The organism is Shigella sp. SIG3 (assembly GCF_053555855.1).
The window spans coordinates 41,391-53,937 of the sequence record NZ_JBQZXE010000004.1 but is presented as its reverse complement, the minus strand read 5'-3'; the positions used below and the strand labels follow the sequence as shown (position 1 = coordinate 53,937).

The 12,547-nt window shown below is 51.8% G+C and carries 14 protein-coding genes; all 14 read left to right on the top strand.

What is annotated here, in order from left to right; translation table 11 throughout:
- Positions 1-21 precede the first annotated feature (21 nt).
- Positions 22-543: a 23S rRNA accumulation protein YceD gene (gene yceD, locus ACUU1I_RS02075; protein WP_001174439.1), complete on the top strand. Its 522-nt coding sequence runs from the start codon at positions 22-24 to the stop codon at positions 541-543.
- 51 nt (positions 544-594) lie between these two features.
- A complete protein-coding gene (gene rpmF / locus ACUU1I_RS02070; protein WP_000290727.1) occupies positions 595-768 on the top strand; it encodes a 50S ribosomal protein L32 in 174 nt (57 codons plus the stop codon).
- Positions 769-848: 80 nt separating this feature from the next.
- Complete coding sequence (gene plsX / locus ACUU1I_RS02065) at positions 849-1,919, top strand: phosphate acyltransferase PlsX (protein WP_000197568.1); 1,071 nt, start codon at positions 849-851, stop codon at positions 1,917-1,919.
- Between the two features lie 67 nt (positions 1,920-1,986).
- Positions 1,987-2,940, top strand: a complete 954-nt coding sequence (fabH, locus tag ACUU1I_RS02060; protein WP_000288132.1) for a beta-ketoacyl-ACP synthase III — start codon at positions 1,987-1,989, stop codon at positions 2,938-2,940.
- A gap of 15 nt (positions 2,941-2,955) precedes the next feature.
- Complete coding sequence (fabD, locus tag ACUU1I_RS02055; RefSeq protein ID WP_000191374.1) at positions 2,956-3,885, top strand: ACP S-malonyltransferase; 930 nt, start codon at positions 2,956-2,958, stop codon at positions 3,883-3,885.
- Between the two features lie 12 nt (positions 3,886-3,897).
- Positions 3,898-4,632, top strand: a complete 735-nt coding sequence (gene fabG / locus ACUU1I_RS02050) for a 3-oxoacyl-ACP reductase FabG (protein ID WP_001008541.1) — start codon at positions 3,898-3,900, stop codon at positions 4,630-4,632.
- Between the two features lie 210 nt (positions 4,633-4,842).
- On the top strand, positions 4,843-5,079 hold the full coding sequence (acpP, locus tag ACUU1I_RS02045; RefSeq protein ID WP_000103754.1) for an acyl carrier protein: 237 nt from the start codon (positions 4,843-4,845) through the stop codon (positions 5,077-5,079).
- An 86-nt stretch (positions 5,080-5,165) separates the two neighbouring features.
- Positions 5,166-6,407: a beta-ketoacyl-ACP synthase II gene (gene fabF, locus ACUU1I_RS02040; protein ID WP_000044679.1), complete on the top strand. Its 1,242-nt coding sequence runs from the start codon at positions 5,166-5,168 to the stop codon at positions 6,405-6,407.
- Between the two features lie 119 nt (positions 6,408-6,526).
- Complete coding sequence (pabC, locus tag ACUU1I_RS02035) at positions 6,527-7,336, top strand: aminodeoxychorismate lyase (RefSeq protein WP_000478708.1); 810 nt, start codon at positions 6,527-6,529, stop codon at positions 7,334-7,336.
- 2 nt (positions 7,337-7,338) lie between these two features.
- Positions 7,339-8,361 (top strand): cell division protein YceG, encoded by a 1,023-nt coding sequence (yceG, locus tag ACUU1I_RS02030; RefSeq protein ID WP_000756820.1) that lies wholly within the window; start codon positions 7,339-7,341, stop codon positions 8,359-8,361.
- Complete coding sequence (gene tmk, locus ACUU1I_RS02025; RefSeq protein WP_001257000.1) at positions 8,351-8,992, top strand: dTMP kinase; 642 nt, start codon at positions 8,351-8,353, stop codon at positions 8,990-8,992. The genes yceG and tmk overlap by 11 nt, the downstream gene beginning before the upstream one ends.
- Complete coding sequence (gene holB, locus ACUU1I_RS02020) at positions 8,989-9,993, top strand: DNA polymerase III subunit delta' (RefSeq protein ID WP_001267946.1); 1,005 nt, start codon at positions 8,989-8,991, stop codon at positions 9,991-9,993. The genes tmk and holB overlap by 4 nt, the downstream gene beginning before the upstream one ends.
- 10 nt (positions 9,994-10,003) lie before the next feature.
- A complete protein-coding gene (locus ACUU1I_RS02015) occupies positions 10,004-10,801 on the top strand; it encodes a metal-dependent hydrolase (RefSeq protein WP_000480243.1) in 798 nt (265 codons plus the stop codon).
- Between the two features lie 294 nt (positions 10,802-11,095).
- Positions 11,096-12,529 (top strand): PTS glucose transporter subunit IIBC, encoded by a 1,434-nt coding sequence (gene ptsG / locus ACUU1I_RS02010; RefSeq protein ID WP_000475710.1) that lies wholly within the window; start codon positions 11,096-11,098, stop codon positions 12,527-12,529.
- Positions 12,530-12,547 lie beyond the last annotated feature (18 nt).

The window sequence follows — 12,547 nt, the reverse complement described above, 5'->3', positions numbered from 1 at the left end:
CAAAGTTAATATGCGCGCCCTATGCAAAAGGTAAAATTCCCCCTGACTCTCGATCCGGTTCGTACGGCTCAAAAACGCCTTGATTACCAGGGTATCTATACCCCTGATCAGGTTGAGCGCGTCGCCGAATCCGTAGTCAGTGTGGACAGTGATGTGGAATGCTCCATGTCGTTCGCTATCGATAACCAACGTCTCGCAGTGTTAAACGGCGATGCGAAGGTGACGGTAACGCTCGAGTGTCAGCGTTGCGGGAAGCCGTTTACTCATCAGGTCTACACAACGTATTGTTTTAGTCCTGTGCGTTCAGACGAACAGGCTGAAGCACTGCCGGAAGCGTATGAACCGATTGAGGTTAACGAATTCGGTGAAATCGATCTGCTTGCAATGGTTGAAGATGAAATCATCCTCGCCTTGCCGGTAGTTCCGGTGCATGATTCTGAACACTGTGAAGTGTCCGAAGCGGATATGGTCTTTGGTGAACTGCCTGAAGAAGTGCAAAAGCCAAACCCATTTGCCGTATTAGCCAGCTTAAAGCGTAAGTAATTGGTGCTCCCCGTTGGATCGGGGATAAACCGTAATTGAGGAGTAAGGTCCATGGCCGTACAACAGAATAAACCAACCCGTTCCAAACGTGGCATGCGTCGTTCCCATGACGCGCTGACCGCAGTCACCAGCCTGTCTGTAGACAAAACTTCTGGTGAAAAACACCTGCGTCACCACATCACTGCCGACGGTTACTACCGCGGCCGCAAGGTCATCGCTAAGTAATCACGCGTCTGCGTGATGAAGCTTAGTGAGGATTTTCCCCAGGCAACTGGGGAAAGACCAAACCGGGCGGCGACGATACCTTGACACGTCTAACCCTGGCGTTAGATGTCATGGGAGGGGATTTTGGCCCTTCCGTGACAGTGCCTGCAGCATTGCAGGCACTGAATTCTAATTCGCAACTCACTCTTCTTTTAGTCGGCAATCCCGACGCCATCACGCCATTACTTGCTAAAGCTGACTTTGAACAACGTTCGCGTCTGCAGATTATTCCTGCGCAGTCAGTTATCGCCAGTGATGCCCGGCCTTCGCAAGCTATCCGCGCCAGTCGTGGGAGTTCAATGCGTATGGCCCTGGAGCTGGTGAAAGAAGGTCGAGCGCAAGCCTGTGTCAGTGCCGGTAATACCGGGGCACTGATGGGGCTGGCAAAATTATTACTCAAGCCCCTGGAGGGGATTGAGCGTCCGGCGCTGGTGACGGTATTACCACATCAGCAAAAGGGCAAAACGGTGGTCCTCGATTTAGGGGCCAACGTCGATTGTGACAGCACAATGTTGGTGCAATTTGCCATTATGGGCTCAGTTCTGGCTGAAGAGGTGGTGGAAATTCCCAATCCTCGCGTGGCGTTGCTCAATATTGGTGAAGAAGAAGTAAAGGGTCTTGACAGTATTCGGGATGCCTCAGCGGTGCTTAAAACAATCCCTTCTATCAATTATATCGGCTATCTTGAAGCCAATGAGTTGTTAACTGGCAAGACAGATGTGCTGGTTTGTGACGGCTTTACAGGAAATGTCACGTTAAAGACGATGGAAGGTGTTGTCAGGATGTTCCTTTCTCTGCTGAAATCTCAGGGTGAAGGGAAAAAACGGTCGTGGTGGCTACTGTTATTAAAGCGTTGGCTACAAAAGAGCCTGACGAGGCGATTCAGTCACCTCAACCCCGACCAGTATAACGGCGCCTGTCTGTTAGGATTGCGCGGCACGGTGATAAAAAGTCATGGTGCAGCCAATCAGCGAGCTTTTGCGGTCGCGATTGAACAGGCAGTGCAGGCGGTGCAGCGACAAGTTCCTCAGCGAATTGCCGCTCGCCTGGAATCTGTATACCCAGCTGGTTTTGAGCTGCTGGACGGTGGCAAAAGCGGAACTCTGCGGTAGCAGGACGCTGCCAGCGAACTCGCAGTTTGCAAGTGACGGTATATAACCGAAAAGTGACTGAGCGTACATGTATACGAAGATTATTGGTACTGGCAGCTATCTGCCCGAACAAGTGCGGACAAACGCCGATTTGGAAAAAATGGTGGACACCTCTGACGAGTGGATTGTCACTCGTACCGGTATCCGCGAACGCCACATTGCCGCGCCAAACGAAACCGTTTCAACCATGGGCTTTGAAGCGGCGACACGCGCAATTGAGATGGCGGGCATTGAGAAAGACCAGATTGGCCTGATCGTTGTGGCAACGACTTCTGCTACGCACGCTTTCCCGAGCGCAGCTTGTCAGATTCAAAGCATGTTGGGCATTAAAGGTTGCCCGGCATTTGACGTTGCAGCAGCCTGCGCAGGTTTCACCTATGCATTAAGCGTAGCCGATCAATACGTGAAATCTGGGGCGGTGAAGTATGCTCTGGTCGTCGGTTCCGATGTACTGGCGCGCACCTGCGATCCAACAGATCGTGGGACTATTATTATTTTTGGCGATGGCGCGGGCGCTGCGGTGCTGGCTGCCTCTGAAGAGCCGGGAATCATTTCCACCCATCTGCATGCCGACGGTAGTTATGGTGAATTGCTGACGTTGCCAAACGCCGACCGCGTGAATCCAGAGAATTCAATTCATCTGACGATGGCGGGCAACGAAGTCTTCAAGGTTGCGGTAACGGAACTGGCGCACATCGTTGATGAGACGCTGGCGGCGAATAATCTTGACCGTTCTCAACTGGACTGGCTGGTTCCGCATCAGGCTAACCTGCGTATTATCAGTGCAACGGCGAAAAAACTCGGTATGTCGATGGACAATGTCGTGGTGACGCTGGATCGCCACGGTAATACCTCTGCGGCCTCTGTCCCGTGCGCGCTGGATGAAGCTGTACGCGACGGGCGCATTAAGCCGGGGCAGTTGGTTCTGCTTGAAGCCTTTGGCGGTGGATTCACTTGGGGCTCCGCGCTGGTTCGTTTCTAGGATAAGGATTAAAACATGACGCAATTTGCATTTGTGTTCCCTGGACAGGGTTCTCAAACCGTTGGAATGCTGGCTGATATGGCGGCGAGCTATCCAATTGTCGAAGAAACGTTTGCTGAAGCTTCTGCGGCGCTGGGCTACGACCTGTGGGCGCTGACCCAGCAGGGGCCAGCTGAAGAACTGAATAAAACCTGGCAAACCCAGCCAGCGCTGTTGACTGCATCTGTTGCGCTGTATCGCGTATGGCAGCAGCAGGGCGGTAAAGCACCGGCAATGATGGCCGGTCACAGCCTGGGGGAATACTCCGCGCTGGTTTGCGCTGGCGTGATTGATTTCGCTGATGCGGTGCGTTTGGTTGAGATGCGCGGTAAGTTCATGCAAGAAGCCGTACCGGAAGGCACGGGCGCTATGGCGGCAATCATCGGTCTGGATGATGCGTCTATTGCGAAAGCGTGTGAAGAAGCTGCAGAAGGTCAGGTCGTTTCTCCGGTAAACTTTAACTCTCCGGGACAGGTGGTTATTGCCGGTCATAAAGAAGCGGTTGAGCGTGCTGGCGCTGCCTGTAAAGCTGCTGGCGCAAAACGCGCGCTGCCGTTACCAGTGAGCGTACCGTCTCACTGTGCGCTGATGAAACCAGCAGCCGACAAACTGGCAGTAGAATTAGCGAAAATCACCTTTAACGCACCAACAGTTTCTGTTGTGAATAACGTTGATGTGAAATGCGAAACCAATGGTGATGCCATCCGTGACGCACTGGTACGTCAGTTGTATAACCCGGTTCAGTGGACGAAGTCTGTTGAGTACATGGCAGCGCAAGGCGTAGAACATCTCTATGAAGTCGGCCCGGGCAAGGTGCTTACTGGCCTGACGAAACGCATTGTCGACACCCTGACCGCCTCGGCGCTGAACGAACCTTCAGCGATGGCAGCGGCGCTCGAGCTTTAAAAGAGGAAAATCATGAATTTTGAAGGAAAAATCGCACTGGTAACCGGTGCAAGCCGCGGAATTGGCCGCGCAATTGCTGAAACGCTCGCAGCCCGTGGCGCGAAAGTTATTGGCACTGCGACCAGTGAAAATGGCTCTCAGGCGATCAGTGATTATTTAGGTGCCAACGGCAAAGGTCTGATGTTGAATGTGACCGACCCGGCATCTATCGAATCTGTTCTGGAAAAAATTCGCGCAGAATTTGGTGAAGTGGATATCCTGGTCAATAATGCCGGTATCACTCGTGATAACCTGTTAATGCGAATGAAAGATGAAGAGTGGAACGATATTATCGAAACTAACCTTTCATCTGTTTTCCGTCTGTCAAAAGCGGTAATGCGCGCTATGATGAAAAAGCGTCATGGTCGTATTATCACTATCGGTTCTGTGGTTGGTACCATGGGAAATGGCGGTCAGGCCAACTACGCTGCGGCGAAAGCGGGCTTGATCGGCTTCAGTAAATCACTGGCGCGCGAAGTTGCGTCACGCGGTATTACTGTAAACGTTGTTGCTCCGGGCTTTATTGAAACGGACATGACACGTGCGCTGAGCGATGACCAGCGTGCGGGTATCCTGGCGCAGGTTCCTGCGGGTCGCCTCGGCGGCGCACAGGAAATCGCCAACGCGGTTGCATTCCTGGCATCCGACGAAGCAGCTTACATCACGGGTGAAACTTTGCATGTGAACGGCGGGATGTACATGGTCTGACCGCGATTTGCACAAAATGCTCATGTTGCGCGCAGTCTGCGTGGTTATGAGTAATAATTAGTGCAAAATGATTTGCGTTATTGGGGGGTAAGGCCTCAAAATAACGTAAAATCGTGGTAAGACCTGCCGGGATTTAGTTGCAAATTTTTCAACATTTTATACACTACGAAAACCATCGCGAAAGCGAGTTTTGATAGGAAATTTAAGAGTATGAGCACTATCGAAGAACGCGTTAAGAAAATTATCGGCGAACAGCTGGGCGTTAAGCAGGAAGAAGTTACCAACAATGCTTCTTTCGTTGAAGACCTGGGCGCGGATTCTCTTGACACCGTTGAGCTGGTAATGGCTCTGGAAGAAGAGTTTGATACTGAGATTCCGGACGAAGAAGCTGAGAAAATCACCACCGTTCAGGCTGCCATTGATTACATCAACGGCCACCAGGCGTAAGTGAACATCTCCAGGCGGTCGTTCGACCGCCTGAGTTTTATCTTTTTGTCCCACTAGAATCATTTTTCCCTCCTTGGAGGACAAACGTGTCTAAGCGTCGTGTAGTTGTGACCGGACTGGGCATGTTGTCTCCTGTCGGCAATACCGTAGAGTCTACCTGGAAAGCTCTGCTTGCCGGTCAGAGTGGCATCAGCCTAATCGACCATTTCGATACTAGCGCCTATGCAACGAAATTTGCTGGCTTAGTAAAGGATTTTAACTGTGAGGACATTATCTCGCGCAAAGAACAGCGCAAGATGGATGCCTTCATTCAATATGGAATTGTCGCTGGCGTTCAGGCCATGCAGGATTCTGGCCTTGAAATAACGGAAGAGAACGCAACCCGCATTGGTGCCGCAATTGGCTCCGGGATTGGCGGCCTCGGACTGATCGAAGAAAACCACACATCTCTGATGAACGGTGGTCCACGTAAGATCAGCCCATTCTTCGTTCCGTCAACGATTGTGAACATGGTGGCAGGTCATCTGACTATCATGTATGGCCTGCGTGGCCCAAGCATCTCTATCGCGACCGCCTGTACTTCCGGCGTGCACAACATTGGCCATGCTGCGCGTATTATCGCGTATGGCGATGCTGACGTGATGGTTGCAGGTGGCGCAGAGAAAGCCAGTACGCCGCTGGGCGTTGGTGGTTTTGGCGCGGCACGTGCATTATCTACCCGCAATGATAACCCGCAAGCGGCGAGCCGCCCGTGGGATAAAGAGCGTGATGGCTTCGTACTGGGCGATGGTGCCGGTATGCTGGTACTTGAAGAGTACGAACACGCGAAAAAACGCGGTGCGAAAATTTACGCTGAACTCGTCGGCTTTGGTATGAGCAGCGATGCTTATCATATGACGTCACCGCCAGAAAATGGCGCAGGCGCAGCTCTGGCAATGGCAAATGCTCTGCGTGATGCAGGCATTGAAGCGAGTCAGATTGGCTACGTTAACGCGCACGGTACTTCTACGCCGGCTGGCGATAAAGCTGAAGCGCAGGCGGTGAAAACCATCTTCGGTGAAGCTGCAAGCCGTGTGTTGGTAAGCTCCACGAAATCTATGACCGGTCACCTGTTAGGTGCGGCGGGTGCAGTAGAATCTATCTACTCCATCCTGGCGCTGCGCGATCAGGCTGTTCCGCCAACCATCAACCTGGATAACCCGGATGAAGGTTGCGATCTGGATTTCGTACCGCATGAAGCACGTCAGGTCAGCGGAATGGAATACACGCTGTGTAACTCCTTCGGCTTCGGTGGCACTAATGGTTCTTTGATCTTTAAAAAGATCTAAGTTGTCATTTTCCACCCATATAAAAGGTCCGCTTGCGGGCCTTTTTTCTTAGCTTTTATTCCGACTTGTTCCGTAGTGAACATGCTGCCACACTAACAATTCTCTGATAAGGAGCCGGTATGTTCTTAATTAACGGTTATAAGCAGGAATCGCTGGCAGTAAGCGATCGGGCAACGCAGTTTGGTGATGGTTGTTTTACCACCGCCAGAGTTATCGACGGTAAAGTCAGTTTGTTATCGGCGCATATCCAGCGACTACAGGATGCTTGTCAGCGGTTGATGATTTCCTGTGACTTCTGGCCTCAGCTTGAACAAGAGATGAAAACGCTGGCAGCAGAACAGCAAAATGGTGTGCTGAAAGTCGTGATCAGTCGCGGTAGTGGCGGGCGAGGGTACAGCACATTGAACAGCGGACCAGCAACGCGGATTCTCTCCGTTACGGCTTATCCTGCACATTACGACCGTTTGCGTAACGAAGGGATGACGTTGGCGCTAAGCCCGGTGCGGCTGGGGCGCAATCCTCATCTTGCAGGTATTAAACATCTTAATCGGCTTGAGCAAGTATTGATTCGCTCTCATCTTGAGCAGACAAACGCTGATGAGGCGCTGGTCCTTGACAGCGAAGGGTGGGTTACGGAATGCTGTGCGGCTAATTTGTTCTGGCGGAAGGGCAATGTAGTTTATACGCCGCGACTGGATCAGGCAGGTGTTAACGGCATTATGCGACAATTCTGTATCCGTTTACTGGCACAATCCTCTTATCAGCTTGTCGAAGTGCAAGCCTCGCTGGAGGAGGCGTTGCAGGCAGATGAGATGGTTATTTGTAATGCGTTAATGCCAGTGATGCCCGTACGTGCCTGTGGCGATGTCACCTTTTCGTCAGCAACGTTATATGAATATTTAGCCCCACTTTGTGAGCGCCCGAATTAGTCATGAAAAAAGTGTTATTGATTATCTTGTTATTGCTGGTGGTACTGGGTATCGCCGCTGGTGTGGGCGTCTGGAAGGTTCGCCATCTTGCCGACAGCAAATTGCTTATCAAAGAAGAGACGATATTTACCCTGAAGCCAGGGACCGGACGTCTGGCGCTCGGTGAACAGCTTTATGCTGATAAGATCATCAATCGCCCACGGGTTTTTCAATGGCTGCTGCGTATCGAACCGGATCTTTCTCACTTTAAAGCCGGGACTTACCGCTTTACACCGCAGATGACCGTGCGCGAGATGCTGAAATTGTTGGAAAGCGGTAAAGAAGCACAGTTCCCGCTGCGACTGGTAGAAGGGATGCGTCTGAGCGACTACCTCAAGCAATTGCGTGAGGCTCCGTATATCAAGCACACGCTGAGTGACGATAAGTACGCCACCGTAGCGCAGGCACTTGAACTGGAAAACCCGGAGTGGATTGAAGGTTGGTTCTGGCCAGACACCTTGATGTATACCGCCAATACCACCGATGTCGCGTTACTCAAGCGAGCTCACAAGAAAATGGTGAAAGCGGTCGATAGCGCCTGGGAAGGGCGTGCGGACGGTCTGCCTTATAAAGATAAAAATCAGCTGGTGACGATGGCATCAATTATCGAAAAAGAAACCGCCGTTGCCAGTGAACGCGATCAGGTTGCCTCGGTATTTATCAACCGTTTACGCATTGGTATGCGCCTGCAGACCGACCCAACCGTGATTTACGGGATGGGAGAGCGTTATAATGGCAAACTTTCTCGTGCAGACCTGGAAACGCCGACAGCGTATAACACCTATACCATTACCGGTTTGCCGCCGGGTGCGATAGCTACGCCGGGGGCGGATTCGCTGAAGGCTGCTGCGCATCCGGCAAAAACGCCGTATCTCTATTTTGTGGCCGATGGTAAAGGTGGTCACACGTTTAATACCAATCTTGCCAGTCATAACAAGTCTGTGCAGGATTATCTGAAAGTGCTTAAGGAAAAAAATGCGCAGTAAGTATATCGTCATTGAGGGGCTGGAAGGCGCAGGCAAAACTACCGCGCGTAATGTGGTGGTTGAGACGCTCGAGCAACTGGGTATCCGCGACATGGTTTTCACTCGGGAACCTGGCGGTACGCAACTTGCCGAAAAGTTAAGAAGCCTGGTGCTGGATATCAAATCGGTAGGCGATGAAGTCATTACCGATAAAGCCGAAGTTCTGATGTTTTATGCCGCGCGCGTTCAACTGGTAGAAACGGTCATCAAACCTGCGCTGGCTAACGGCACCTGGGTGATTGGCGATCGCCACGATCTCTCCACTCAGGCGTATCAGGGCGGAGGACGTGGTATTGACCAACATATGCTGGCAACACTGCGTGATGCTGTTCTCGGGGATTTTCGCCCCGACTTAACGCTCTATCTCGATGTTACCCCGGAAGTTGGCTTAAAACGCGCGCGTGCGCGCGGCGAGCTGGATCGTATTGAGCAAGAGTCTTTCGATTTCTTTAATCGCACCCGCGCCCGCTATCTGGAACTGGCTGCACAAGATAAAAGTATTCATACCATTGATGCCACCCAGCCGCTGGAGGCCGTGATGGATGCAATCCGCACTACCGTGACCCACTGGGTGAAGGAGTTGGACGCATGAGATGGTATCCATGGTTACGACCTGATTTCGAAAAACTGGTAGCCAGCTATCAGGCCGGAAGAGGTCACCATGCGCTACTCATTCAGGCGTTACCGGGCATGGGCGATGATGCTTTAATCTACGCCCTGAGCCGTTATTTACTCTGCCAACAACCGCAGGGCCACAAAAGTTGCGGTCACTGTCGTGGATGTCAGTTGATGCAGGCTGGCACGCATCCCGATTACTACACCCTGGCTCCCGAAAAAGGGAAAAATACGCTGGGCATTGATGCGGTACGTGAGGTCACCGAAAAGCTGAATGAGCACGCACGCCTAGGTGGTGCGAAAGTTGTCTGGGTAACCGATGCTGCCTTACTGACCGACGCCGCGGCTAACGCATTGCTGAAAACGCTTGAAGAGCCACCAGCAGAAACCTGGTTTTTCCTGGCTACCCGCGAGCCTGAACGTTTACTGGCAACATTACGTAGTCGTTGTCGGTTACATTACCTTGCGCCGCCTCCAGAACAGTACGCCGTGACTTGGCTTTCACGCGAAGTGACAATGTCACAGGATGCATTACTTGCCGCATTGCGCTTAAGCGCCGGTTCGCCTGGCGCGGCACTGGCGTTGTTTCAGGGAGATAACTGGCAGGCTCGTGAAACATTGTGTCAGGCGTTGGCATATAGCGTGCCATCGGGCGACTGGTATTCGCTGCTGGCGGCCCTTAATCATGAACAAGCTCCGGCGCGTTTACACTGGGTGGCAACGTTGCTGATGGATGCGCTAAAACGCCATCATGGCGCTGCGCTGGTGACCAATGTTGATGTGCCGGGCCTGGTCGCCGAACTGGCAAACCATCTTTCTCCCTCGCGCCTGCAGGCTATACTGGGGGATGTTTGCCACATTCGTGAACAGTTAATGTCTGTCACAGGCATCAACCGCGAGCTTCTCATCACCGATCTTTTACTGCGTATTGAGCATTACCTGCAACCGGGCGTTGTGCTACCGGTTCCTCATCTTTAAGAGAGACATCATGTTTTTAGTCGACTCACACTGCCATCTCGATGGTCTGGATTATGAATCTTTGCATAAGGACGTGGATGACGTTCTGGCGAAAGCCGCCGCACGCGATGTGAAATTTTGTCTGGCAGTCGCCACAACATTACCGGGTTATTTACATATGCGGGATCTGGTAGGCGAACGTGACAACGTCGTATTTTCTTGTGGCGTGCATCCACTCAACCAGAATGATCCCTACGATGTAGAAGATTTACGCCGTCTGGCGGCAGAAGAGGGTGTTGTAGCGCTGGGTGAAACCGGGCTGGATTATTATTACACACCGGAAACTAAAGTACGTCAGCAAGAGTCCTTCATCCATCATATCCAGATTGGTCGTGAACTGAACAAGCCGGTTATCGTCCATACCCGTGACGCCCGTGCCGATACGCTGGCAATTCTGCGCGAAGAAAAAGTGACGGATTGCGGTGGCGTACTACACTGTTTTACAGAGGACAGAGAAACGGCGGGTAAATTACTGGATCTCGGATTTTACATCTCCTTTTCCGGCATTGTGACCTTCCGTAATGCGGAGCAACTGTGCGATGCTGCGCGTTATGTCCCCCTGGATCGATTACTGGTGGAAACTGACTCACCTTACCTTGCGCCGGTACCGCATCGAGGAAAAGAGAATCAACCTGCGATGGTTCGTGACGTTGCAGAATACATGGCTGTGTTGAAAGGTGTTGCCGTTGAAGAACTGGCGCAGGTAACCACCGATAACTTCGCCCGTCTGTTTCACATCGACGCTTCCCGCCTTCAATCCATCCGTTGAATGAGTTTTTTTAAAGCTCGTAATTAATGGCTAAAACGAGTAAAGTTCACCGCCGAAAATTGGGCGGTGAATAACCGCGTTTGAAATATTGTGACATATGTTTTGTCAAAATGTGCAACTTCTCCAATGATCTGAAGTTGAAACGTGATAGCCGTCAAACAAATTGGCACTGAATTATTTTACTCTGTGTAATAAATAAAGGGCGCTTAGATGCCCTGTACACGGCGAGGCTCTCCCCCCTTGCCACGCGTGAGAACGTAAAAAAAGCACCTATACTCAGGAGCACTCTCAATTATGTTTAAGAATGCATTTGCTAACCTGCAAAAGGTCGGTAAATCGCTGATGCTGCCGGTATCCGTACTACCTATCGCAGGTATTCTGCTGGGCGTCGGTTCCGCGAATTTCAGCTGGCTGCCCGCCGTTGTATCGCATGTTATGGCAGAAGCAGGCGGTTCCGTCTTTGCAAACATGCCACTGATTTTTGCGATCGGTGTCGCCCTCGGCTTTACCAATAACGATGGCGTATCCGCGCTGGCCGCAGTTGTTGCCTATGGCATCATGGTTAAAACCATGGCCGTGGTTGCGCCACTGGTACTGCATTTACCTGCTGAAGAAATCGCCTCTAAACACTTGGCGGATACTGGCGTACTCGGAGGGATTATCTCCGGTGCGATTGCAGCGTACATGTTTAACCGTTTCTACCGTATTAAGCTGCCTGAGTATCTTGGCTTCTTTGCCGGTAAACGCTTTGTGCCGATCATTTCTGGCCTGGCTGCCATCTTTACTGGCGTTGTGCTGTCCTTCATTTGGCCGCCGATTGGTTCTGCAATCCAGACCTTCTCTCAGTGGGCTGCTTACCAGAACCCGGTAGTTGCGTTTGGCATTTACGGTTTCATCGAACGTTGTCTGGTACCGTTTGGTCTGCACCACATCTGGAACGTACCTTTCCAGATGCAGATTGGTGAATACACCAACGCAGCAGGTCAGGTTTTCCACGGCGACATTCCGCGTTATATGGCGGGTGACCCGACTGCGGGTAAACTGTCTGGTGGCTTCCTGTTCAAAATGTACGGTCTGCCAGCTGCCGCAATTGCTATCTGGCACTCTGCTAAACCAGAAAACCGCGCGAAAGTGGGCGGTATTATGATCTCCGCGGCGCTGACCTCGTTCCTGACCGGTATCACCGAGCCGATCGAGTTCTTCTTCATGTTCGTTGCGCCGATCCTGTACATCATCCACGCGATTCTGGCAGGCCTGGCATTCCCAATCTGTATTCTTCTGGGAATGCGTGACGGTACGTCGTTCTCGCACGGTCTGATCGACTTCATCGTTCTGTCTGGTAACAGCAGCAAACTGTGGCTGTTCCCGATCGTCGGTATCGGTTATGCGATTGTTTACTACACCATCTTCCGCGTGCTGATTAAAGCACTGGATCTGAAAACGCCGGGTCGTGAAGACGCGACTGAAGATGCAAAAGCAACAGGTACCAGCGAAATGGCACCGGCTCTGGTTGCTGCATTTGGTGGTAAAGAAAACATTACTAACCTCGACGCATGTATTACCCGTCTGCGCGTCAGCGTTGCTGATGTGTCTAAAGTGGATCAGGCTGGCCTGAAGAAACTGGGCGCAGCGGGCGTAGTGGTTGCTGGTTCTGGTGTTCAGGCGATTTTCGGTACTAAATCCGATAACCTGAAAACCGAGATGGATGAGTACATCCGTAACCACTAATCCGTAAGACGTTGGGGA